This is a genomic window from Rhodovarius crocodyli (genome assembly GCF_004005855.1).
Taxonomy (GTDB): domain Bacteria; phylum Pseudomonadota; class Alphaproteobacteria; order Acetobacterales; family Acetobacteraceae; genus Rhodovarius; species Rhodovarius crocodyli.
This window is the reverse complement of record NZ_SACL01000001.1, coordinates 968,612-992,466: the sequence shown is the minus strand read 5'-3', so window position 1 is coordinate 992,466 and position 23,855 is coordinate 968,612. Positions and strand designations below refer to the sequence as shown.

The following is a 23,855-nucleotide window of genomic DNA, read 5'->3' as shown; positions in this document are numbered from 1 at the left end:
TAAAACAGTGACGAATAATATAGTATTTCATTGATATTAAAGGAAAAATTAATATATTAAATAATATTAATATAAACAGTAACGACTTTTCTTCTCTTGAGTGTCGATATCATTAAAATGAATGATACTCATCCTGAGAGCGAAAACAAAAAACCCGCCCAGGCTCTCGCCGGGCGGGTTCTTCGTTACCGTTGCCGATATTAGCGGCGCAGGCCCAGGCGCTGGATCAGGCTCTGGTAGCGAGCCATTTCCTTGCGCTTCACATAGTCCAGCAGGCCACGGCGCTGACCGACCAGCACCAGCAGGCCGCGGCGCGAATGGAAGTCCTTCGCGTGGGTCTTCAGGTGCTCGGTCAGGTTGCTGATCCGCTCCGTCAGCAGGGCGACCTGCACTTCGGGGCTGCCGGTGTCACCGGGCTTGGTCGCGTATTCGGCGATGAGCGCGGTACGGCGCTCGGCTGTGATCGACATCGTGCCAGATCCTTCAGGGTGCGGACGCCCGAAAGCGTCCTTTGTTGGTGTTATTCCGGCACCGCCATCAACCGCTCGGGGACGAGCATGCCCTCCTCGAGCCGGCACAGGCCGACGAACCGGTCCCCTGCCATCACGCGCACCAGGCCCCCCATGGGGTCGGCGGCGTCAGGAACGCGGCCCATGAAGTCCACCAGGCTGAGGGCCTGGCCTTGCATGAGCCTCGTGGCCTCCTGTTCCGTAACGGCCAGTGCCGGGATGTCGTCCAGCGCGGTCGCGAGCGGAAGCAGAAGGTCCAGGGACGGGGGCGTATCGGCGCTTTCGAGCAGCTTGTCCAGCGAAACCGCATGGGCTTCCTTGAACGGGCCCACGGAAAGCCGCCGCAGCACGATGATATGGCCGAGCGAGCCCACCGCCTTCGCGATGTCGCGCGCCAGGCTGCGCATATAGACGCCCTTGCCGCTCTCCACCTCGAAGGTGGCGGTGTCGGCGTCGGGGCGCTCGACCAGCTCGAAGCGGTCCACGCGGGCGGGGCGGGCCTCCAGCACCACTTCCTGGCCGTCGCGGGCCAGGTCATAGGCGCGTTCGCCGTTCACCTTGATGGCGGAATAGATCGGCGGCACCTGCATGATGTCGCCGATGAACTGCGGCAGGGCAGCGCGGATGGCGTCGTCGGTCGGGCGGGCGTCCGTCGTCTCGATCACCTGGCCGTCCGCGTCGTCGGAATCGGTGGCGATGCCGAAGCGCAGGGTGAAGCGATAGGTCTTGGCCCCGTCCATCACGTAAGGGACGGTCTTGGTGGCCGCGCCGAAGGCCACGGGCAGCAGGCCGGTCGCCAGCGGGTCCAGCGTGCCGCCATGGCCCGCCTTCTGCGCGTCGAAGGCGCGCTTCACCTTGTTCACGACATCGGTCGACCCGATGCCGGAGGGCTTGTCCACGATCAGCCAGCCGTCGATCGGCCGGCCCTTGGGCTTCTTGCGGAAATGGCGGGGCATAGTGTCCGGCGCAGTGATGGAGCGGGGGGTTCTACGGGATACGCCGCGAAAGGGAAGGGCGTTCGTGGCGCAGGGCAGGGCCGCACGCCACGCTGGACTTATCGGCCCGGCATGGCCATGTCTGAAGGCGATGCTGGACCGCCCGACTCACATCCCCGGTAAGCGATCCCTGATCCTGCTGGACGATCCCGCCCTCAACGCCGAAACCCCGGCGCCCCTGCTGGACACGGCTTTGACCCCCAACGAGCTGTTTTTCCTGCGCAACAACGGCACCGTGCCCGAGGAAGTGCCCGGCGACTGGATGCTGAATGTGGAGGGCGCGGTGCGCCGCCCCCTGCGCCTGACGGTGGACCAGCTGCGCACCGGCTTTCCCGTGCATGAGGTCGTGGCCGTGCTGGAATGCGCGGGCAACGGCCGCGCCACCTTCACCCCGCCCACGGACGGCCTGGCCTGGGGCCCGGGTGCCGTGGGCTGCGCGCGCTGGCGCGGCGTGCGGATGGCCGATGTGCTGCGCGCGGCGGGCCTGCTGCCCGGCGCCCTGTACATCGCCCATGAAAGCCCCGACCACGCGATCGGCAAGCCGGACAGGCCCGCCCTGTCGCGCGGGATCCCGCTGGACAAGGCGCTGGCCCCCGAGACCCTGCTGGCCTTCGAGATGAACGGAGAGCCCCTGCCCCGCCTGCATGGCGCGCCGCTGCGGGTGGTCGTGCCCGGCTATCCGGGCAGCGCCTGGCAGAAATGGCTGAACCGGCTGTGGGTGCGCGACTGCGAGCATGACGGCGCCAAGATGACCGGCACCGACTACCGCATGCCCACCCGCCCCTATGCCCCTGGCGAGGCGATGGACCCCGCCGATTTCCGCGTGATCACGGACATGCCGGTGAAGTCGCTGATCACCCACCACGCCCGGCAGGGCGACCAGGTGGCGCTGCGCGGTTTCGCCTGGTCCGGGCATGTGCCCGTGGCGTCGGTCGTGGTGTCGGGCGATGGCGGGGCCAGCTGGGCGCCGGCGGTGCTGGAACCGGGCGAGGGGCCTTGGGCGTGGCGGCGCTTCCGGGGGCTGGTGCCCCTGGGCGGCACGCTGATGGCCCGGGCTACGGACTCCCAGGGCAACAGCCAGCCGATGGCGCCGCCCTGGAACCCGCGTGGTTATCTCAACAATGCGGTGGTGGCGGTGGGGATCTGAAGCTCAGATCTCCCCCTCAACCTTCAGCGCCTTCAGCGTGTTCCGGAAGGCGTCGGTGATGGCCGCCACCTCCGCCTCGCCGTGCTCGGCCGACAGGATGCCGCCCCGGAAGCCCATCGGGTCCACCCCGTTGGTGATCATCCCCAGGTGCAGCTTCTGCGTCAGCGTCTTGCGCGTATCCGGCACGAAGGTGCTGGACGGCACGCTGAACCCGTCGAAGGTCATCGGGTCGATGTCGAGCTTGGCGCCGTTCATGTAGATGAAGAAGAAGCTGAACTCGCCATAGATGCCCCAGGGCACATTCTCCTCGGCCAGCACCTTGCGCAGGTTCCGGCGCACCGCCTCCGCGGCGGCATTGGCCCGCGCGCAGGCGTCGGTGTCGCGGATGGCCTTCAGCGTGACGATGCCGGCCGCGGCCGAGACCGGGTTGGCGTTGTAGGTGCCGGGGTGCTTGATCTTCTCGCGGCCCTTGGCGGCCGAGACGTCGAAATCCAGCTCGTCCAGCAATTCCTTGCGGCCGGCCACGGCACCACCCGGCATGCCGCCGGCCACGATCTTGGCCAGGGTGCACAGGTCGGGCGTGACGCCGCGCGCTTCCTGCGCGCCGCCGGGTGCCAGGCGGAAGCCGGTCACCACCTCGTCCATGATGAGCAGCACGCCGTATTCCTGCGTCACGGCGCGCAGCGCCTTCAGGAAGCTGCCGGGGATGGGCACATTGCCGGTGTTGGCGCCGATCGGCTCGATGATGACGGCGGCGATGTCGTTGTCACGCTCGAACAGGGCGCGCACGGCGTCGATGTCATTGGGCGGCAGCAGCACCACGCCGTCCGCCACGGCCTCCGTCACGCCCGGGGTGGGGGTGCCGTCGAAATGCCCGTCCACGCCGAAGGCCATGGCATCGTGCCAGCCGTGGAAGTGGCGGTGGAAGCGGGCGATCTTGCGCCGGCCCGTGTGCGCGCGCGCCAGGCGCACGGCCATATGCGTGGCCTCGGTGCCCGAGGAGGTGAAGCGAACGCGCTCCGCCGCCGGCACCATTTCCTGGATCAGGTTGGCCCATTCGATTTCCAGCGCGTGGCTGGCGCCGAACTGGCTGCCCTTGCGCATCTGCTCGATGGTGGCTTCCACCACCGCATCCGGGCAGTGCCCCAGCAGGTGGGAGCCATGGCCGCCGAACAGGTCGACATAGCGGTTGCCGTCCACATCCCACTTGATGGCGCCCTTGCCGCGCTCGCAGGACAGCGGATAGGGCTTCAGCCAGCGGCTGTCATGCGTGATGCCGCTGGGGAAGGCGCCGAGAGCCTTGCTGTGCAGCGCGGCACTGCCCGGGGTGGCCGCCATATAGGCGTTGATGATGGCGCTGTTGGACAGGTTGGTATCGGGCATCGGCAAGGCACTCCTTATCCGGCCAGCGCAGCATGGGCCGTGCCGCTCTGCAAGGCCCGGATCAGCGCCGAATGGTGTTCCAGCACCTGCTTGCGCCTGGTTTTCATGCTGGGGGTCAGCAACCCGTTCTCGATGCTGAAGGCCTCATCCAGCTTCGCCCAGCGGCGGATGCGCTCATGGCCCGCCAGGCGCTTGTTCACGCGGCTGACGGCGGCTTCCAGCTCATCGGCGCGGCCCTCTGCCGGAACCAGCAGCGCCACCAGCGCCGCCTCTCCCTCACCGGCCACCACGGCCTGCGCGATGGCGGGTTCGGCCGTCAGCAGGGCTTCCACGCGGGCGGGGGCCACCATCATGCCGCCCACCAGCTTGATGAAGTCCTTCTTGCGGTCCGTGATGCGGATGCGCCCCGCCTCGTCCAGCACGCCGATATCGCCGGTATGCAGCCAGGTTTTCCCGCCGGCATCCGGGCGCAGGGCCTCGGCCGTGGCTTCCGGCGCGTTCCAATAGCCCTGCATCTCCAGCTCGCCGCATACCAGCAGCTCCCCGTCCTCGGCGATGCGCGCCTCCACCCCCGGCAGCGGCTTGCCCACGGTGTGGCGGTCGTTGCTCCAGGGAAGGTTGACGGAGACCACGGGCCCGGCCTCGGTCTGGCCATAGCCCTGCAGCACGGTCAGCCCCATGGCCAGGAAGAAGCCGGACAGTTCCGGGTCCAGCCGCGCTCCGCCCGAGATCATCGCCACCAGTTCCCCGCCGAAGCGCGCGCGCACCTTGGCGCGCACCAGCCGGTCCAGCACGGGGTCCAGCAGGCGTTCCAACGGGTTCAGCGGCGGACCGTCCAGCCGGCGCAGCCCCTGCGACAGCGCGCGGTCGAACAGCCAGCGCTTCACGCCGCCGCCCTCCACCTGGGACAGGATGCGGGTCTTCAGTACCTCGAACAGGCGGGGCACGGTGGTGATCAGGGTGGGGCGGTGCTCGGCGAATTCGCGCACCAGGTGCTCCGCCCCGCGTGACAGCACCAGCTCCATCCCCAGCGCCGGCAGGATGAAGCCGCCCACCGTATGCTCATAGCTGTGCGACATCGGCAGGAAGGACAGGTAGCGCCCGCCCTTGAAGGGAATGCCGCGCCCGGCCAGCCGCACGCCCTGGGTGTTGGACAGCATGGCGCGGTGCGGCAGCATGGCCCCGCGCGGCGCGCCCCCGGTGCCCGAGGTATAGATGATGCAGGCCGTGGCCTCGCCGTCGGTGGCCATGGGCGGCGGCTGGTCGCCGAAGCTCATCACCTCGTCCCAGGCGGAGAAATTCTCCATCCCCGCCTTTTCCATCAGCACCACCGGCAGCGTCACGCCGGCCTGCGCCGCCGCTTCCTTCAGCTTCAGGCCGTTGGCGTGGGTGTCCGTGATGGCCAGGGAAGGCGTGCAATCCCCGATCACATGCGCGTGGTGGCTGACGGTATTGGCCACATAGGTGGGCACCGTGATGGCGCCCAGCGCCATGACGGCATTGTCCGCGATCAGGAATTCCGGCCGGCTGGCGCTGACCAGCAGCACGCGCTGCCCGGGCTGCACGCCCATGGCATGCAGGCCGGCGGCGGCGCGGCGGATGGCGGCGCCGAATTCGCCCCAGCTCATGCTGTTCCAGGCGCCGTCGCGCCAGTGGCGCACATAGGTCGTGCCGGCCTCGCGCTCCGCCAGGGCCAGCATCATGCCGTGCAGGGTGGTGGCGCCCGTGGGGGCGAATTCCTGTGCCGCTCGTTCTGACATAGACTTGCCGTATCCCCCGCTTGGCCGTGGCCCTTTCGGGCATATATGGAAGCTTATGCAGATGTCCCAAGCTTTTCGCCCCCTGCCCCATGCCCCCCTGGATGCTTCCGCCGGCGGCGGCGAGGCATTGCCGGTCTGGGACCTTTCCGACCTGTATGCCGGCCAGGACGACCCCAGGCTGAAGGCTGACCTGGAGAAGGCAAACCAGGACGCGGCGCAGTTCAAGGCGCGGCTGTCGGGCAGGCTGGCGGGCCTCGGCGGTGACGCCCTGGCCGCCGCCATCGCGGAATATGAGGCGATCGAGGAAGTGCTGGGCCGGGCCATGAGCTTCGCCAGCCTGATCTATGCCGGTGACGCGCAGAACACCGCCAACGGCCAGTTCTACCAGTCGGTGCAGGAAAAGGTGACGGAGGTCTCCTCCAACCTGGTGTTCTTCACCCTGGAGGTGAACCTGCTGGACGAGGCGCTGCTGGAAACCTGGCAGGAAGCCAGCCCGGATCTCGCCGGCTGGGCCCCCTGGATCCGTGACCTGCGCCTGTTCCGCGACCACCAGCTGTCGGATGAGCTGGAGCGCCTGCTGCACGAGAAGGACATCTCCGGCCGGTCGGCGTGGTCGCGCCTGTTCGACGAGACGATGGCCAACATGACCGTCACCGTCTCCGGCAAGGAGGTTTCGGTCAGCGCCGCGCTGAACCAGCTCTCGGACCGTGACCGTGAGAAGCGCCGCGCCGCGGCCGAGGGCGTCTCGGCCGCCTTCGCGCAGCGGATCAAGCTGTTCAGCTTCATCACCAACACGCTCGCCAAGGACAAGGAGGTGATGGACAAGTGGCGCCGCTATCCCACCCCCGCCTCCTACCGCAACCGCGCGAACATGGTCGAGGACGAGGTGGTGGAGGCGCTGGTCTCCTCCGTCTGGGCGTATCTGCCCAAGCTCTCGCACCGCTACTACGCCATGAAGGCGAAGTGGCTGGGCATGGAGAAGATGCAGCACTGGGACCGCAACGCGCCCCTGCCTTCCGATGCCGACACCACCATCGCCTGGCCCGATGCGGTCAAGCAGGTGCGCGCGGCCTACCACGCGTTTTCGCCCAGGCTGGCCGAGGTCGCGGCACCCTTCTTCGAGAAGAACTGGATCGACGCCGCCCTGCGCCCGGGCAAGGCGTCCGGCGCCTTCGCGCACCCCACCGTGCCCTCGGCGCACCCGTATCTGCTGCTGAACTACCACGGCAAGGCGCGGGACGTGATGACGCTGGCGCATGAGCTGGGCCATGGCGTCCACCAGCGCCTGGCGGCGGACCAGGGCTACCTGATGTCCTCCACCCCGCTGACGCTCGCCGAAACCGCCAGCGTGTTCGGGGAGATGCTGACGTTCCAGGCCATGCTGGCGGCGGAAACCGACCCGGCGAAGAAGCGCATCCTGCTGGCCGGCAAGGTCGAGGACATGCTGAACACGGTGGTCCGCCAGATCGCGTTCTACCAGTTCGAAACCCGCCTGCACGCGGCGCGCCGCAACGGCGAGCTTTCGCCCGAGGATATCGGCAAGATCTGGATGAGCATCCAGACCGAGAGCCTCGGCCCCGCCTTCGACTTCACCGAGGACTACAACGTCTATTGGGCGTACATCCCGCACTTCATCCACACGCCCTTCTACGTCTATGCCTATGCCTTCGGGGATTGCTTGGTGAACGCGCTCTACGGCGTCTACAAGGACGGCCAGGTGGCTGATTTCGAACAGAAATACCTGGACATGCTGGCCGCCGGCGGCACGCTGCGCCATCAGGAGCTGCTGGCCCCCTTCGGGCTTTCGGCGGCCGATCCGGAGTTCTGGAAGCGCGGCCTCGATGTGATCTCGGGCTTCATCGACCAGCTCGAAGCCGCCGATGGCTGAGGAAAAGCAGCTGTTCGGAGAAGTGCGGCGCTTCGTCCGCACCTCCGGCGCCGTCACCGGCATCGCGGCGCGCGTGGCGGGCGAACGCTTTCTCGGCATCAAGACCGACAAGGCCGCCCATGCGGCGGACCTGAAGGCCGTGCTCGGCGGGCTGAAGGGCCCGCTGATGAAGGTCGCGCAGTTCCTGTCCACCGTGCCCGACGCGCTGCCCGAGGAATACGCGCAGGAACTGGCCGAGCTTCAGTCCAACGCCCCGCCCATGGGCTGGGCCTTCGTGAAGCGCCGCATGACGGCGGAGCTCGGTCCGCACTGGCAGTCGAAGTTCAAGGAATTCGGCCAGGATGCGGCCGCGGCCGCCTCTCTGGGCCAGGTGCACCGCGCCATGCTGCCCGACGGCACGCCGGTGGCCTGCAAGCTGCAATACCCCGACATGCCCAATGTGGTGGATGCCGATCTCAGGCAGCTGCGCATGGCGCTCGGCCTGTATCAGCGCATGGACTCCACGCTGGAGAACAGCGAGGTCTTCCAGGAACTGTCGGACCGCCTGCGGGAGGAGCTGGACTACACGCGTGAGGCCAAGCACCAGAAGCTGTACGGCATCATGCTGCGCGGCTCCACACAGGTGCGCGTGCCCCAGCCGGTCGAGGATCTGACCACCCAGCGCCTGCTGACCATGTCCTGGCTGCCCGGCCGCCCGCTGCTGAAGCGGCTGGAGGAAGACCCCTCCGCCGAGGAGCGCGGCGTCTATGCCCGCGCCCTGTTCGAGGCCTGGTACAAGCCGCTGTATGTCTGCGGCGTGATCCACGGCGACCCGCATCTGGGCAACTACCTGGTGCGCCAGCCTGACGACATGGGCCCCGGCGGCATCAGCCTGCTGGATTTCGGCACCATCCGCGTGTTTCCGCCGCGCTTCGTCGGCGGGGTGGTGCGGCTGTTCGAGGCGATCCGCGACGGCCATGACGCCCGCGCCTATGAGGCGCTGGAGGATTGGGGCTTCACCGGCCTGTCCCAGGAAACCCTGCGCCTGCTGAAATCCTGGGCCGAGTTCCTCTACGACCCGCTGATCGAGGACCGGGTGCGCCCGATCCAGAAATCGGACGACCCGAATTACGGGCGCAGCGTGGCCCAGGCCGTGCACGCCGGGCTGAAGGCCGAGGCCGCGCGCACCGGCAAGCCCGTGAAGGTGCCGCGCGAGTTTCCCTTCATGGACCGCGCGGCGGTGGGGGTCGGCTCCGCCTTCATGCGGCTCAAGACCGAACAGAACTGGCACCGGCTGTTCATGGAGCTGATCGACGGGTTCGATGAGCAGGCGCTGGCCGACCGCCAGGCCGCCGCCCTGGTCGAGGCGGGGCTGGAACCCGCCTGATTATTGGGCGGGGCGCCCAGCCATCCGGCGCCCCGCACCCAGTCCTGCGCAAATTGCACAGCATTCGGGCTAACGGTTACCGGCCCACCATGTTTATGCTGCACCGCAACGAGGGAACGTCCCGCCCGGCTTGGTCGCCGTGGCGTGCCAGCGTTTGTCCTTGGAGCATTCATGCCGTCAGCCATTACGTCCGACGCCCTGGCCGGCGCCACTTCCCGCCGGCGCGGAAACTCAGACCTGCGCTTCATGCTGGTTCTGGCGGCGCTGATGGCCTTCGCTTCCATCTCCACCGACATCTACCTGCCCGCGCTGCCGACGCTGGCGGTCGAACTCAACGCCACCCCGGGCCAGATCCAGCTGACCCTTTCGGGCTTCCTGATCGGCTTCAGCCTGGGCCAGCTGTTCTGGGGGCCGGTGGGCGACCGTTTCGGCCGGCGCGTGCCCGTCATGATCGGGCTGGCCTTGTTCTGCCTGGGCTCCATCGGCTGCGCGCTGTCGGGTTCCGCCGCCGAGATGATCGCCTGGCGCGTGGTCCAGGCGCTGGGCGCCTGCTGCGGCCCGGTGCTGGCCCGCGCCATGGTGCGGGACCTCTATGCCCGCGAGCGCTCGGCCCAGATGCTGTCCACCCTGATGCTGGTGATGAGCGTGGCCCCCCTGCTGGGCCCCATCGTCGGCGGGCAGATCGTCCATTTCTGGTCCTGGCAGGGCATTTTCTGGCTGCTGGCCGTGCTCGGCGTGGCGGTGCTGTTCGGCGTGGGCTCACTGCGGGAAACCCTGCCGCCGGAGCGCCGCCTGATGGAGCGCCCGGCCGCCGTCATCGTCACCTACATCCTGCTGCTGCGGGACCGCCGCGTGCTGGGCTATGCCGTCGCCGGCGGCTTCCTCTATGCGGGCGTCTATACCTTCCTGGCCGGCTCGCCCTTCGCCTATATCGAGTTCTACGGCATCAGCGAGCGCGCCTATGGCCTGCTGTTCGGCATCAACATCATGGGCATGATGCTGGCCAACTGGCTGAACACCCGCCTGGTGCCGCGCTTCGGCACGGATGGGGTGCTGCGGGCGGGCGCCGTCATCGCGGGCATGGCGGGCGTGGTCATGATCATCACCAGCTACACCGGCTTCGGCGGCATCTGGGGGCTGATCGTGCCGGTGTTCTTCCACATCGCCATGCTGGGCTTCATCGTCGCCAACTCCCTGGCCGGCGCGCTGGCGGGGTTTCCGCAGCGGGCGGGGGCGGTCTCGGCGCTGGTGGGCGCGCTGCATTATGGCTCGGGCATGGTCACCACCGCGCTGATCGGCTGGTGCGCGGACGGCACGCCCTGGCCCATGGGCCTGATCATCGGTGCCTGCGGCATCGGGGTGCTGGTGAGTGTGCTGGCGCTGGTGCGGGGAAAATAGCTGTTCTTTTTTGGAAAAAAGAACCAAAAAACTTTTGAGGGTTTAATGGAGTTCCTGACCAAAGGCAGGATGCACTAAACTCGAAAAGTCTTTTTGCTTCTTTTTCTTCAGAAAAAGAAGGCTATTCTATCGGGCCTCATCCCGTCCCATCACCCCACCCATGCGCGATCCCAGGTTGCGCCTGGGCTTTTCCCCCGCTACACCGCCCCCGCGCTGGCACCCCTGGAGGCCGGCGCGATCGCCCATGCTCGCGAGGCAGGGCGGTTTCATTCGTATTTGAGGAGCAACCGCAATGGTCCAAACCGTTCGGATCGAAGCTGCGGCGCGCGCGAATGCTGGTAAGGGGGCAGCGCGTGCGACCCGGCGTGAGGGCTTTGTGCCCGGTGTCATCTATGGCGCCAAGAAGGATGCGGCGCTGATCCAGCTGGATCCCCGCGTCATCATGAAGGAAATGCACAAGGGCTCCTGGCAGTCCCACCTGTATGAGGTGGTTGTCGAGGGCGGTGAGACGGAAACCGTGCTGATGCGCGATATCCAGTTCCACCCGGTGACGGATCGCCCGATCCACATCGACTTCCAGCGCCTGTCCGCCGGCGCCCGCCTGAAGATCCGCGTGCCGGTCGTCTTCCTCAACGAAGACACCTGCCCCGGCATCAAGCAGGGCGGCACGCTGAACGTCGTGCGCCGCGCGATCGAGGTGATGGCCGCGCCCGCGAGCGTGCCCGAGCACTTCGAGATCGACCTGGCCGAGGCCGAGATCGGCGCCACCCTGCGCTGGTCCGCCGTGAAGGACCAGGCCGGCACCAAGGCGACGATCAACCGCGACTTCGTGGTGGCGACCATCGCCGCGCCGGTCGTGGAAGAGATCGTGGCCCCGCAGGCCGCCGCCCCCGCCAAGGGCAAGGGCAAGGGCAAGAAGTAAGGGGTTCCCCCCATGATGCTTTGGGTCGGGCTGGGTAATCCCGGCCCGGAGCATGCACGCCAGCGCCATAACATCGGGTTCATGGCGCTGGACGAACTGGCCGGCCGCTATCGCTTTCCGGCGTGGCGGCGGCAGTTCAAGGGCGAGGCCACCCTCGGCCAGATCGGCACCCAGCGCGTGCTGCTGCTGAAGCCCCAGACCTACATGAATCTGTCCGGCGACGCCGTTCAGGCCGCGGCCTCCTTCCACAAGATCCGTCCCGACGCCATCTGGGCCTTCCATGATGAGCTGGACCTGGCACCGGGCAAGCTGCGCGTGAAACGCGGCGGCGGCACGGCCGGCCACAACGGCCTGCGCGACATGCAGCGCGCCATGGGCAGCGCCGATTTCTGGCGTGTGCGCATGGGCATCGGCCACCCGGGCGACAAAAGCCGTGTAACGGGGCATGTTCTGGGCAACTTCGCCAAGGACGAGACCTGGCTGGCGCCGGTGCTGGAAGCCACCGCCGATGCCGCCACGCTGCTCGCCGAGGGCAAGCCCGAGGAATTCATGACGCGCGTGGCGTTGCTGACACAGGAGCGGTGAATGGAAGAGGATTTCGGTTTCGGCGGCCCCGGCCCTGAGGATCGCGCCAACGCGGCTGCCGCCCTTTCCTCCGCCCTGCGGCGAGAGGCCGCGACGCTTGCCCAGGCCGCCGGTTCCTTGCGCGCCTGCCTGCCCGGCCCCACCGATGGCGGCCCGATCAGCGATGTGCGCCGCGCCCGCTGCGTGGCCGAGGCCGCATCCGAGGCCGCACTCCTCGCTTCCCTGCTGCTGGAGGCCGCGTCCGCCATCGCGGAACTGCCCTCCGACCTGCCGGCGCGGCTGCACAAGGCAGCGAGCCGCGTGGGCCTCGGCCCCGCCCTGCTGGTGCCGCCCATCCGCGCGGCGGCCCTCGCCCTTCCCACCGATGACGGCTCGGCCCGCATCGCGGCCGCCCTCATCGCCGACGAACTCGGCACCGCCCTCTCTCCTCAAGGCTGATTTTCCATGGGTTTCAACTGCGGCATCGTCGGGCTTCCCAATGTGGGCAAGTCCACCCTGTTCAACGCGCTGACGGAAACGGCGGCGGCGCAGGCGGCCAACTACCCCTTCTGCACCATCGAGCCGAATGTCGGCCGCGTGGCGGTGCCCGACCCGCGCCTGAATGAGCTGGCGCGCATCGGCAAGAGCCAGAAGATCGTCCCCACCAGCCTGGAATTCGTGGACATCGCGGGCCTGGTGCGCGGTGCCAGCAAGGGCGAGGGCCTGGGCAACCAGTTCCTGGCCAACATCCGTGAGACGGACGCGATCATCCACGTCCTGCGCTGCTTCGAGGACGGGGACATCACCCATGTCGAGGGCAGCGTGGACCCGATCCGCGACGCCGCCACCGTCGAGACCGAGCTGATGCTGGCCGACCTCGACAGCCTGGAGCGCCGGGCCCAGGGCCTGGTGAAGCGCGCCCGCGGCGGCGACAAGGAAGCCCAGGCCCAGATGGCGCTGATCGAGCCGCTGACCAAGGCGCTGTCCGAGGGGCTGCCCGCCCGCGTGGCCGTGCCGAAGGGTGAGGAGGAGGCCGCCGCCCGCCTGCAGCTGCTGACCACCAAGCCCGTGCTGTATGTGTGCAATGTCGAGGAAGCCTCGGCCGCGACCGGCAACGCCCACAGCGCCCGCGTGATGGAGAAGGCCAAGGCCGAAGGCGGCCGCGCCATCATCGTCTCCGCCGCCATCGAGGCCGAGATCAGCCAGATGCCGCATGAGGACCGGGCCGAGTTCCTGTCCTCGCTCGGCCTGGAGGACAGCGGCCTGGACCGCATCATCCGCGCCGGCCACGACCTGCTGGGCCTCATCACCTACTTCACCGTGGGCCCGAAGGAGGCCCGCGCCTGGACCATCATCAAGGGCATGAAGGCCCCCCAGGCGGCCGGCGTGATCCATGGCGATTTCGAGCGCGGCTTCATCGCGGCCGAGACCATCGGCTATGCCGACTACGTCGCGCTGGGCGGCGAGCAGGGCGCGAAGGAGGCCGGAAAGGCCAAGGTGGAAGGCAAGGAATACGTCGTGAAGGATGGCGACGTCATGCTTTTCCGCTTCAACGTGTAGACATCGCACGTTGTCTCAGGGGAGGATCGGCGGATGAGAAGGATGCTGACGATCGCGGGGATGGGCACGCTGCTCCTCCTCGGCGCCACTCATCTGGCACCTGCCGCCGACGACCATGAACGCGCCCGCCGCGCCTTCGAGGCCGGCGAGATCCGCTCCCTCGCGGAAATCCTGACCACCGTCGAGGAACGCTACCTCGGCCGCGTGATCGAGGCCGAGCTGGAGCGCGAGGACGGCATCTGGCAGTACGAGATCAAGGTGCAGCCCCCCACCGGCCGCCCCTACAAGGTGGAGGTGAACGCCACCACCGGAGAGATCCTGCGCGCCAGCGGCCAGGCGCAGGAACGCCCGCGCTGATCCTTTCCTGTTCAAGGGTTTAAGCGCAGTTCATCAGCCTGCTCACCATTCGTTAGTGATGCCTGCGCCATCTGCTGCCTCATTCAACGGAGGTACGCATGCCCGCCTGGTTCTCCCATTCCCTGTCCCGCCAGATCGGGGCCTTGCTCGGTCTCATGGTCCTGGTCAGCCTCGGCAGCGCCGTCGCCGCCTGGGTGCAGGTCGGCGAGCTGGCCGAGGATCTGTCCGAACAGCGCCGCGCCTCCTCCATGGGCCAGCACATCCAGGCGGTGAACGGCGCGGTGTTCGCCGTGGTGGCCGAAAGCCGCGGGCTGTACATGGCCCGCTCCGCGCCCGAGATCGAGCGCTTCGGCCGTGGTCTGACCGGCCAGCTGGACCGGCTGGACCACCATGCCCGGGACCTGGCGGCCCTGGCCCTTCCGGCGGAGCGCGAGGCGCTGGCCCCGCTCGGCCGCGCCATCGCGGAGTTCCGGCGCTTTCGGATGGAGGTGCTGGACGCCGCCCGGCGCGAAGGTGCCGCCGCCGCCGACCGCATGGGCAACAACGACCTGAACCGCGCCAACCGCCAGGCGCTGAACGCGGCGCTGGAGGCGGCGCTCACCCGCATCGACAGCGACGGCGCGGCCGCCCTGGCCGCCGTGACGCAGCGCGCGGCGCTGACGCGCGTGCTGCTGCCCGGCACGGTCACGGTGCTGGCGCTCGGCCTGTTCGCCCTGGCGCTGGCGGTGCTGCGCCGGCGCGTGGCGGCCCCGCTGGCCACCGTCACCACCCATATCCGCGCCATCGCCGCCGGCGACCTGGCCGAGCGCGCCCAGCCCCCCCGGCGCGAGGATGAGGTCGGCCAGCTGCAATCCGCCGCCGAGGCCCTGCGCGCCCGCCTGGCGGAAGTGCGCCGCGAGGAACAGGCCGCCCAGGCCCGCCAGGCGGAGGCCGAGCGCCGCCGCGCGGCACGCGAAGCCGCGATGACCGCCTTCGAGGGCGACATCGGCGGCGCGATGGACCGGCTGCAGGCCCAGGCCGGCACGCTGGAAGGGCTCGCTGCCTCCCTGACCGGTGCGGCGCGCAGCGGCAGCGAGGCCGGCGCTGGCATGAGCCGCGCGGCTGACGGCGCCGCACAGGAGGTCGGCACCGTCGCCTCCGCCGCCGAGGAACTGACCGCCAGCATCCAGGAGATCGCGCGCCAGGCCGGTTCCGTCGCCGCCGCCGCCCGAGAGGCCAGCCGCGCCGCCGAGACCAGCGACGGCACCGTGCGCGCCCTGGCCGAGGGCGCGGACAAGGTGGGTGAGGTGGTGCGCCTGATCGAGAGCATCGCCGCCCAGACCAACCTGCTGGCGCTGAACGCCACCATCGAGGCCGCCCGCGCCGGAGAGGCCGGCAAGGGCTTCGCGGTGGTCGCCGGAGAGGTGAAGGCGCTCGCCGCCCAGACCGCCCGCGCGACGGAGGAGATCGGCAACCAGATCACCACCATGCGCGACGCGACGGGTGCCGCCGTCCAGGCCATCCAGGGCATCAGCCACACCATCGCGGAGCTGGGCAGCATCAGCCAGGGCATCGCCGATGCGGTGGACCAGCAGCGCGAGGCGACGGCCGAGATCGCCCGCGCCGCCGCCGCCGCGGCCGAAGGCACCAGCCAGGTCAGCGGCCAGGTCCTGTCCCTGCGCGAGACCACCGGCACGACGGAAGGCAATGCCGGAGAGGTGCTGAACGCCGCGAGCGCGCTTCAGCAGGATACCCGCAGCATGGCGGGCATCGTGCAGCGTTTCCGGGCCGCGCTGGCGGCCTGACGCTCAGGCGGTGGGCCGGGCCAGCAGCCGCGCGGTCTCGGCCTCGATCGCTTCCTCCAGCCCGCGCATCAGGGCCGCGCGGGGGGTGCCCGCCGGGATCGGCGGCAGCACTGAAACGGTCAGCGTGCCGCCGCGCTTGGCGAAGGCGTTCCTGCCCCAGAACAGGCCGCTGTCGGTGGCCACCGGCACCACCGCCACCTTCAGCGCGCTGGCCAGGGCGGCCACGCCGGGCTGATAGGCCACGCGCTCTCCGGGGGCGGTGCGGGTGCCCTCGGGGAAGATCACGATCTGGCGGTTGTCGGCCAGCGCGGCCTCGGCATCGCGCACCATCTGCTTCAGGGCGCTGGCGCCGCCGCTGCGGTCCACCGCCACCATCTTCGAATGCCGCGCCAGCCACCCCCAGACCGGGATCTTCATCAGCTCCGCCTTCAGCACGTAGCAGGGGTCGGGCAGGCGGCTGAGCCAGAACACGGTGTCGAAGGCCGACTGGTGCTTGCTGGCGATCAGCACGGGCCCCGCCGGCAGGTTCTCCATGCCCTCGACCCGCACGCGCAGGCCGCAGATCACGGCCAGCATCCCCTCCACCAGCCGGGCATAGAAGGCCAGCATGGCCATGAAGGCCCCGCGCGGCAGCAGCATCAGCGGCAGCGACACCAGGCACAGCACCGTGGTCGCGCCGAAGAAGGCGATGTTGAACAGGATGGAACGCAGCATTCAGGGCAGCCTTTTCAACCACATCCGCACGGCGCTCAGTGCCGTGAACCAGGCGATCAGCGCCGCCGCCGGGATCAGCGCCAGCAGCGCCAGCCAGGGCATCTCCAGCCCGTCACCCAGCAGGGGCGATGCCATGCGCCCCAGGGCGAACAGCAGGGGCAGCGCCTCCGCCACGCCGATCGAGGCCCCGCAGGCGGCCAGCCAGGCCACGCGCTTGGCGAAATGCCGCGCGATGGTGCCGTCGGTCGCGCCCAGCTCATGCAGGATGGTGATGGTGTCCCGCCGGGCGGCGATGCCCGCGCGCGTGGCCACCGCCAGGATGGCCGTGGCCAGCCCGCCCACCAGCGCCAGCGTCATCCAGGCCATGGCCTGCAGGCTGCGCGCCAGGGCGGACAGCCGCGCCACCCACACGCCATGCTGTTCCACCTGCGCACCGGGCAGCATTTCCGCGATGCCCTGGGCCACGATGTCGGCCTCCCGCACATGGGTCAGCCGCACCTCGATCATCGGCGGCAGCGGCAGGCCGGAGGCATCGCCCAGCCACGGGTGCAGCAGGGCCGAAAGCCGCTCCCGGTCCATCGCGATCGCCTCGGCCACGCCGGGCAGGGTGGCGACCTGTTCTGCGGCCGGCACCGGATCCAGCCCGGGTTGCAGCTGCACCAGCATGGCCGCCGCCGCCCCGCCTTCCCAGCGGCGGGCCAGCGCCTCCGCGGCCTCGGCACCGCCGAGCGCGATGGCGGCCAGCAGCGCCATGGCCGCCACCAGCGCCGGCAGCAGCCAGCCCGAGACGGCCCGGCGAAGGCCCAGCGGATCGCGGACGCGCGCGGGCTTAGCCATGGGACAGCAGCCTTCCCTGGTGCAGCTGCAGAATGGGCGCCGGGAAATCCTGGATCAGGTTCGGGCTGTGGGTGGCCACCACCACCGTGGTGCCCAGCCGCTGCATCTCCTGCAGCAGGGACACCACGCGCCGTGCCTGGGGTTCGTCCAGGTGGCTGGTGGGCTCATCGGCCAGCAGCAGAGCGGGGCGGGCGACCACGGCGCGGGCCAGGGCCACGCGCTGCTGCTCCCCGCCCGACAGCGCCTCGGGCCGGTCCTCCATGCGGTGGCCCAGGCCCACCCAGCGCAGCATCTCCTCGGCATCCGCGCGCAGCTGCACTTCGCGCCTGCCGGCGATGCGCAGCGGCAGGGCCACATTCTCCAGCACGGACAGGTGCGGCAGCAGGCGGAAATCCTGGAACACGATGCCGATGCGCCGCCGCAGCCCCGGCAGGGCGCGCCGGCGCGCGGTGTGCACGGCCGTGCCCAGCACCGTCAGCCGCCCGGCCGTGGGCCGCACCGACAGCTGCAACAGCTTCAGCAGCGAGGATTTCCCCGCCCCCGAGGCCCCCATCAGCCAGGTGAAGCTGCCTGCCTCCAGCGCGAAGCTCAGCCCGGCCAGGGCGGGGTTCTCCCCGCGGCGGTAGCTGAGCGTGATGTCCTCAAGCCGTACCATACCCCCTTGTGCCAGCCGGGGGCCGTGCTCGCCAAGCCGTGCGAGGGCATGGGTCGACCCGCGCCGCTTCCCGCCCGATAATGCGCCCGACGCGGTGGAGGCCGCGGCGGCACCCACCAGGCCGGGTGCCGCCCCGTCGATCGCTATCCCGGCACACCACCGCCATTCCCCGCAGGAGCCCGCCCCGATGCCCCATCTGTTCGATCCCCTGACGCTGCGCGGCGTCACGCTGCGCAACCGCGTCGGCATCTCTCCCATGCAGCAGTACTGCGCGGCCGAGGACGGCCGGCCCACCGACTGGCACCTGGGCAACCTGCTGCCGCGCGCCCTGGGCGGCGCCGGGCTGGTCTTCGTGGAGGCCACCGCCATCAGCCCCGAGGGCCGCAGCGGCAACGGCGACATCGGCCTGTGGGAGGACGCGCAGATCCCGGCGCATGCGCGGCTGGCCTCGGCCATCGCGGCGGCCGGCGCGGTGCCGGGCGTGCAGCTGGGCCATTGCGGCCGCAAGGGTTCCCGCCCGCCGCAGTGGCAGGCGCCGCCGCTGACGCCGGGCTGGACCACGCTGGCCCCCAGCGCCGTGGCCTTCGGCGACTATGACGCGCCCCAGGCGATGACGGAGGCCGACATCGCCAAGGTGCTGGCCGACATCGCCGCCGCCACCGCCCGCGCCGTCGCCGCCGGGTATCGCGTGATCGAGCTGCACGCGGCCCATGGCTATCTGCTGCACCAGTTCCTGTCGCCGCTGTCCAACAGGCGCACCGATACCTGGGGCGGCAGCTATGAGAACCGCAGCCGCATCGTGCTGGACGCCATGCGCGCCGCCCGCGCCGCCATGCCGGACGACCATGTGCTGGCGCTGCGCGTCTCCCACACGGATTGGGTGGAAGGCGGCTGGACCACGGAGGAGACGGTGCGCCTCGGCCAGGACTGCAAGGCGGTGGGGGTGGACCTGTTCGATGTCTCCTCCGGAGGCCTGTCGCCCGAGCAGAAGATCCCGATGGGCCCCGGCTATCAGGTGCCGGGGGGCGAGGCGGTGCGCCAGGGCTCGGGCATCGCGGTGGCCACTGTCGGCATGATCACGGAGGCCGGGCAGGCCAACGACATCGTCGGCGCCGGCCGGGCGGACATGGTGCTGATCGCCAAGGCCTCGATGCGCGACCCGTACTGGCCGCTGCGCGCGGCGGCCACGCTGGGCTGCCTCGATCGCATCGGCGTGGCGCCGCAGTATGAGCGCGGCTGGCTCGCCTTCGGCGCGCTGACGCTGGACAAGTCCATCACCGCGCCCCTGCCCGCGCTGGGCTGAGGCGAGGGTTCAGCCGGGCAGCACGGCCGCCAGCACGCGCGCCTGGTTGCCGCCCATCAGCTTGGCCACGCCCGCCGCGTCCATGCCGGTCTCCAGCAGCGCCTGGGCCAGCTCCGGCGCGGCGTCGTAGTTCTCCAGCGCGCCGCGCCCCAGCAGGCCGCGCATGTCGCTGCCGATGCCCACATGGTCGATGCCCACCGCATCCACCATGCGGGCCATGCTCTCGGCATAGCGGCGGGGGGTGGGGTCGCCGTTCACCAGCGGCCAGATGCCGACCACCCCGCCGGTGGCGGCCACCACCCGCGCATGCTCGGCCGAGATCAGCCGGCTGTAGGGGCGGGGCTGGCTGGACAGCGCGGTGTGGGACAGCACGATGGGCTTGCCGCTCACCTCCGCCACGCGGCGCACCATGGCCAGGGTGGCGTGGGCCACATCCACCACGATGCCCAGCTGGTTGCAGCGGCGCACGACCTGTTCGCCGAAGGCGGTCAGGCCGTTGTGGACGGCGTTCACGGTCTGGATGTCGCCCAGCTCGTTCACCCGGTAATGCGTCAGCTGCAGGTGCCGCAGGCGCTGCTCGCGGAAGGCCCAGTCGAGGCGCTCGATCTGCCCCTCCATGAAATCCCCGCCCTCGGAGGAAACCACGACGGCGGGCGTGCCCCCGGGGCGGCGGGCGCGTTCCAGCCCGGCGCGGTCCGTCACCACGGCCAGGCCTTCCTGCGCCACCAGCCGCTGCAGCCGCGCGAAGGCGCGCTGGCCGTGGGCCCACAGCTCTCCGGGGTCCGGCGTGCGATAGGGGGTGATGTAGCGATCGACCACGCGGGTCGCCGGGCTGTCGGGCACGATGGCCAGCGCGATCAGCCCCATCCCGCCCTCCCGCATCGGCGCCGCGACCGGGATGAAGGGCCGGTCCGGCTGGGCGGGGGCCAGGATGACGCGCCCGGCATGGGTGTGCAGGTCCATGCCCGGCTGGGCGGCCAGCAGCGCGCGCCCCGCGCCGGGGGCGGGCTGCGCCCCGGCCTGGCGGGGGGCGGCACACAGCAGGGGCGATGCCGCCAGCAGCGCGCGGCGGCCGGACCATGGCCCGTTCGCCGCATGGGCGGCCAGGCGCGTGGCCTCGATGCGCCAGGGCCAGGGGGCGCCGGGGGCATCGCGCCAGATGCCCGTCACGCGCAAGGCGCGGGCGGCCAAGGTGGTGGCAGGGGTGTCGAAGCGCACCTCCACCGTGCTCTCGGGCGCGGGCACGCAGCCCAGGCAGCAGGCGGCCTCCGGCACCAGCAGCAGGCGGCCGGGCATGGCGCTGCCGGGGAACACCTCCCCTTCCAGCACCACCGTGTCCCCGTCGGCGGGGCGGGTGCGGCCGCGCAGCAGCCGGTTCCAATCGAGCTTCATGGCCTGAGCCTAGAAGCGCCCCGGCGTGCCGGGGAAGCGGAATCCGGCGTCGTCAGGCCGGCTTGAACGGGTCCGCCTCGGTGTTCGGCGCCATCACGAACTGCACGGGTGCCGCGGGCTTCGGCGCCACCATCAGCCCGATGCCCCGCTCCTCGCAGTACCGCTTCACGCGCAGGTTCAGCTCCCGCAGCACGGCCCAGCGCTTGGCGGGCTCGGTCTTGAGGCGCGAGCGCAGGATCACGCCGGCATCCACCAGCTTGTCCACGCCCATGATCTCGATCGGCGCCAGGATGAAGCTGCCGAACTTCTCGTCCTGCCGCAGGTCGTTGCTGACCTGCTTCAGCGCCTCGGAGACGCGCTCCACGTCCTCGCCGTAGTCCACGCCCAGGTCCAGCACGGCATAGCCGTAGTCGCGGGTCTGGTTGGTCACGGTGGTCACGGCGCTGAAGGGCACGATGTGGATGGAACCGTCCAGCGCCCGCAGCCGGATGGAGCGGATGGACAGCTGTTCCACCGTGCCGGACAGCCCGCCCAGCGTCACGGTATCGCCCACCGCCACCGCATCCTCGAACAGCAGGAAGATGCCGGTGATGACGTCGCGCACCAGTGTCTGTGAACCGAAACCGACGGCCAGACCGATGACACCGGCACCGGCCAGCAGCGGTGCGACGTTCACCCCGATTTCCGACAGGATGGTCAGCCCCGCCGTGACCAGCACGACGACGGCGAAGGCCGTGCGCAGCATGGGCAGCAGCGTGCGCACGCGGGCGGAACGCGCGGTGGCGGCGTCGGCCGACAGCTTGGCCAGGTGCCGCTGGATGGCGGAATTCGCCGCCTCCCACACGGTCAGCGACACCGCCAGCGTCAGCAGCACCGACACCACCGAGGACAGCACACGGGACCCGATCTTGCCTTCCCCGAACCAGGAGAAGGCGCCGAGGCCCCAGATCTCCAGCAGCACGATCAGCGTGGCGAGGGCGATGGCGCCGCCCACCGTGCCGCGCAGGGCAGGCAGATAGCGGTTGGCCCGCGCCTCCAGCCCCGGATAGCGGCGGGCCAGGTCGGGGCTGATGCGGAAGGCGCGCTTGATGAGGCGCCGCGCGCCCTCGTCCATCGCCTTCGCGATGGAGAGCACGATCAGCGTGAAGAAGCTGGCGCGCAGCAGCCGCTCGAACCCATGGTCGATGTTCAGCGCCCAGCCGCCCCACAGCGCGACGATCCAGAGGATGGCCAGGATGTGCCAGATATCGGCCAGCCGGTCGCGCACCAGCCGCAGCAGCCGCCGCGCGCGGTCCGGGTGGTCGGTCGGCTTCAGGTTCGGCGCGGCCAGGAACTGCGCCACGCCCAGCTTGTTCTGCAGCACCACGATCACGAAGAAGATCGAGGCGATGAGCAGCCCGGTGCGGAACAGCCCCGACTGCACGCCGCGCGGCAGGCCCAGCAGCAGGGCGAATTCGCTGCTGGCATAGGCGATGACGATGACGAGCGCGATGCGCCGCAGCCAGACCGTGGCATAGGCCGCCGTCTCATCCGCGCAGGGCAGCAGGCGCAGGTGGTTGGAGGCGGGGCTGAACACCAGCCGCACGATCACCATGAAGCCGCGCGCATACAGATAGGCCCGCGCCACCGTCCACATGATGAAGCGCTGGGAAGGCCAGCCCGGCAGCAGGGAGATGGCGACCTTGGCCACCACGCCGAAGGCCACGACCGGGATCAGGTCCAGCAGCAGCCGCACGGCGATATAGGGCAGGCGCCGGAGGAAGGCGTGGCGCACGTCCTCGGGCGGGGTGGCGGCGTCCAGGCGCTCCGTCCAGCGCCGCAGCAGGCGGGTGGCCAGCATCTCGGCCGCGATGCCGGCGCCGAACACCAGCAGCAGCTTCCAGGCCAGGCCCAGGATGCGCGCGCGCGTCAGGTCGTCGGTCAGGGCATCGCTGAACCATTGCAGCACGGCGGGCAGGTCCGCCGCGATCTTGATGGTGTCGATGATGCGGTTCACCGCCTCTCCGATCCGGGCGGAGAGGAAATTCAACGGGTCCGAGGCCTCGGCCGGGACGGTGGCGCCCGGGGTGGCCGGGGTTCCGGCGGCGGCAGCAGGCGCGGCAGCAGGCGCGGCAGCAGGCGCAGCGGTGGCCGGCGTGGGGGCGGCCGCGGGTGCGGCGGCGGCCGGGGCCGCGGGCGGCAGGGGCTGGCCCCGGGCGGCGGCCAGCGCCTCCAGCATGCGGATCAGCTCTGCCCGCTTCGCGTCGTCGCGCAGGGCCGTCACGGCGGCCGCGATGTCGGCATTGCTGGGGCCGCCGGTGGCGGCGGCGGCGGGTGGCGGCGCCGCGGCGGGCTGGGTTGCGGCGGGTTGGGCGGCGGGCGCCGCATGGCCGCGCGCGGGTTGGCCCTGCGCGAGGGCCGGGGCAGCGCCCAGCATCAGGCACAGCAGCGAAATCACGAGCTTCATGGACAATGCAATTCCTTCCGGCAGCCGCCCGGGTCAAGCCATAACCCGGCCGCTCCGTCAGGCGGAAGATGGGCCGGATTCAGGGCTTCCGTAAGGCAGGGCCGCCGCATGGCGCAGGATCGCCTCCGCCTCCGGCGTGAAGCCCGTGCCCTGGTGCAGCACCAGCCCCGGCAGCACCGCGTCGGGCCCGCGCCCGCCCTTGATGGCGTGCAGGATGACGCGCTTGGCCTGCACCCCCGCGCGCGGCCACAGCGGCAGCAGTCGCACCGTGCCGAAGCGCGCGGCCTTCAGCGCGGCCATGGCTTCCGCCACGCGCTGGGCCGGCAGCACCAGCGTGGCCCCGCCCCGGTGGCGCAGCCCGCGCGCCAGGGCATCCGCCCAATCGGCCAGCGTGGCCTCGCCCTCATGCGCGGCGGAACGGCGCAGCGCGTGCGGGGATGCCGTGCCGCGCGACCAGTAGGGCGGGTTGGCGAAGGCCTGGTCGAAGCGCGGCTCCAGCGCATCGCGGATGTCGGCCTGCGAAATGGTGGCGGCCAGCCCGGCTGCCTCGGCGTTATGGCGGGCCAGCGGCACCAGGGCGGGGTCGGCCTCCACGGCCTGGATGGTCAGGCCCGGCACCCGCGCGGCCAGGCACAGGAAGGCCGGGCCGGTGCCGCAGCCCAGTTCCAGCACCGCCTGGCCCGCGCGCGCGGGCACGGCGGCGGCCAGCAGAACCGCGTCGATCGCGGCCCTCAGCCCGCCCGCCGGCTGCAGCAGCCGCACCCGGCCGCCCAGCAGCGTGTCTTCCGTCCATGATTCCGCCCGATTGTCAGTCACAATTCCTCACGGTTCCGGCGCGCCTCTGTAACAGGCAACACCCAGTATTATCCCGTGAG

At 70.3% G+C, this 23,855-nt stretch carries 21 protein-coding genes; 11 read left to right on the top strand and 10 right to left on the bottom strand.

Annotation, left to right across the window (positions count from 1 at the left end; genetic code table 11):
- Positions 1-200 precede the first annotated feature (200 nt).
- Together rpsO and truB are read right to left on the bottom strand one after the other, a co-directional pair.
- Positions 201-470, bottom strand: a complete 270-nt coding sequence (gene rpsO, locus EOD42_RS04745) for a 30S ribosomal protein S15 (RefSeq protein ID WP_127786296.1) — start codon at positions 468-470, stop codon at positions 201-203.
- Between the two features lie 50 nt (positions 471-520).
- Positions 521-1,465 carry a tRNA pseudouridine(55) synthase TruB gene (gene truB, locus EOD42_RS04740; protein WP_127786295.1) on the bottom strand — a complete coding sequence of 315 codons (945 nt, stop codon included), beginning with the start codon at positions 1,463-1,465 and terminating at the stop codon, positions 521-523.
- Positions 1,466-1,595: 130 nt separating this feature from the next.
- On the opposite strand from truB, the gene EOD42_RS04735 reads away from it, so the two are divergent.
- A complete protein-coding gene (locus EOD42_RS04735) occupies positions 1,596-2,651 on the top strand; it encodes a sulfite oxidase (RefSeq protein ID WP_164867783.1) in 1,056 nt (351 codons plus the stop codon).
- A 3-nt stretch (positions 2,652-2,654) separates the two neighbouring features.
- Here the strand turns inward: EOD42_RS04735 and EOD42_RS04730 are convergent, their stop codons facing one another.
- Entirely contained in the window at positions 2,655-4,034 is a 1,380-nt protein-coding gene (locus EOD42_RS04730) for an aspartate aminotransferase family protein (RefSeq protein ID WP_127786293.1), read from the bottom strand.
- A gap of 14 nt (positions 4,035-4,048) precedes the next feature.
- A complete protein-coding gene (locus EOD42_RS04725; RefSeq protein WP_164867782.1) occupies positions 4,049-5,794 on the bottom strand; it encodes an AMP-dependent synthetase/ligase in 1,746 nt (581 codons plus the stop codon).
- A 55-nt stretch (positions 5,795-5,849) separates the two neighbouring features.
- Here EOD42_RS04725 and EOD42_RS04720 point away from each other — a divergent pair, with 55 nt between their 5' ends.
- The 9 genes from EOD42_RS04720 (at position 5,850) to EOD42_RS04680 (ending at position 15,633) form a co-directional block, all read left to right on the top strand.
- Positions 5,850-7,682, top strand: a complete 1,833-nt coding sequence (locus EOD42_RS04720; RefSeq protein WP_127786292.1) for a M3 family oligoendopeptidase — start codon at positions 5,850-5,852, stop codon at positions 7,680-7,682.
- The gene (locus EOD42_RS04715) at positions 7,675-9,048 is read left to right on the top strand and encodes an ABC1 kinase family protein (protein WP_127786291.1); all 1,374 of its coding nucleotides are present in this window, start codon (positions 7,675-7,677) and stop codon (positions 9,046-9,048) included. Before EOD42_RS04720 ends, EOD42_RS04715 begins: the two co-directional genes overlap by 8 nt.
- A 171-nt stretch (positions 9,049-9,219) precedes the next feature.
- Positions 9,220-10,446, top strand: a complete 1,227-nt coding sequence (locus tag EOD42_RS04710) for a Bcr/CflA family multidrug efflux MFS transporter (RefSeq protein ID WP_127786290.1) — start codon at positions 9,220-9,222, stop codon at positions 10,444-10,446.
- Positions 10,447-10,738: 292 nt separating this feature from the next.
- Positions 10,739-11,368, top strand: coding sequence for a 50S ribosomal protein L25/general stress protein Ctc (locus tag EOD42_RS04705; protein WP_127786289.1), 630 nt, complete (start codon positions 10,739-10,741; stop codon positions 11,366-11,368).
- Between the two features lie 12 nt (positions 11,369-11,380).
- Positions 11,381-11,953 carry an aminoacyl-tRNA hydrolase gene (pth, locus tag EOD42_RS04700; RefSeq protein WP_127786288.1) on the top strand — a complete coding sequence of 191 codons (573 nt, stop codon included), beginning with the start codon at positions 11,381-11,383 and terminating at the stop codon, positions 11,951-11,953.
- Complete coding sequence (locus tag EOD42_RS04695) at positions 11,954-12,391, top strand: hypothetical protein (RefSeq protein WP_127786287.1); 438 nt, start codon at positions 11,954-11,956, stop codon at positions 12,389-12,391.
- Positions 12,392-12,397: 6 nt separating this feature from the next.
- A complete protein-coding gene (ychF, locus tag EOD42_RS04690) occupies positions 12,398-13,492 on the top strand; it encodes a redox-regulated ATPase YchF (RefSeq protein WP_127786286.1) in 1,095 nt (364 codons plus the stop codon).
- A 42-nt stretch (positions 13,493-13,534) separates the two neighbouring features.
- A complete protein-coding gene (locus tag EOD42_RS04685; RefSeq protein WP_164867781.1) occupies positions 13,535-13,849 on the top strand; it encodes a PepSY domain-containing protein in 315 nt (104 codons plus the stop codon).
- A gap of 98 nt (positions 13,850-13,947) precedes the next feature.
- Positions 13,948-15,633, top strand: coding sequence for a methyl-accepting chemotaxis protein (locus EOD42_RS04680; protein ID WP_127786284.1), 1,686 nt, complete (start codon positions 13,948-13,950; stop codon positions 15,631-15,633).
- A gap of 3 nt (positions 15,634-15,636) precedes the next feature.
- On the opposite strand, the gene EOD42_RS04675 is transcribed toward EOD42_RS04680, so the two are convergent.
- Genes EOD42_RS04675 through EOD42_RS04665 form a run of 3 tightly spaced genes read right to left on the bottom strand, consistent with a single transcriptional unit; the run spans position 15,637 to position 17,839 of the window.
- The gene (locus EOD42_RS04675) at positions 15,637-16,347 is read right to left on the bottom strand and encodes a lysophospholipid acyltransferase family protein (protein ID WP_127786283.1); all 711 of its coding nucleotides are present in this window, start codon (positions 16,345-16,347) and stop codon (positions 15,637-15,639) included.
- Complete coding sequence (locus EOD42_RS04670; protein WP_127786282.1) at positions 16,348-17,184, bottom strand: cell division protein FtsX; 837 nt, start codon at positions 17,182-17,184, stop codon at positions 16,348-16,350.
- Positions 17,177-17,839: a cell division ATP-binding protein FtsE gene (locus tag EOD42_RS04665; protein WP_127786281.1), complete on the bottom strand. Its 663-nt coding sequence runs from the start codon at positions 17,837-17,839 to the stop codon at positions 17,177-17,179. Before EOD42_RS04665 ends, EOD42_RS04670 begins: the two co-directional genes overlap by 8 nt.
- A 187-nt stretch (positions 17,840-18,026) precedes the next feature.
- On the opposite strand from EOD42_RS04665, the gene EOD42_RS04660 reads away from it, so the two are divergent.
- Complete coding sequence (locus tag EOD42_RS04660) at positions 18,027-19,142, top strand: oxidoreductase (protein WP_127786280.1); 1,116 nt, start codon at positions 18,027-18,029, stop codon at positions 19,140-19,142.
- A 9-nt stretch (positions 19,143-19,151) separates the two neighbouring features.
- Here EOD42_RS04660 and EOD42_RS26130 read toward each other — a convergent pair whose 3' ends face one another.
- Genes EOD42_RS26130 through EOD42_RS04645 form a run of 3 tightly spaced genes read right to left on the bottom strand, consistent with a single transcriptional unit; the run spans position 19,152 to position 23,796 of the window.
- Positions 19,152-20,534, bottom strand: a complete 1,383-nt coding sequence (locus EOD42_RS26130; RefSeq protein WP_206020233.1) for a dipeptidase — start codon at positions 20,532-20,534, stop codon at positions 19,152-19,154.
- 52 nt (positions 20,535-20,586) lie between these two features.
- Positions 20,587-22,980 (bottom strand): mechanosensitive ion channel domain-containing protein, encoded by a 2,394-nt coding sequence (locus EOD42_RS04650; RefSeq protein WP_127786279.1) that lies wholly within the window; start codon positions 22,978-22,980, stop codon positions 20,587-20,589.
- Between the two features lie 57 nt (positions 22,981-23,037).
- On the bottom strand, positions 23,038-23,796 hold the full coding sequence (locus EOD42_RS04645; protein ID WP_127786278.1) for a tRNA1(Val) (adenine(37)-N6)-methyltransferase: 759 nt from the start codon (positions 23,794-23,796) through the stop codon (positions 23,038-23,040).
- Between the last annotated feature and the right edge of the window lie 59 nt (positions 23,797-23,855).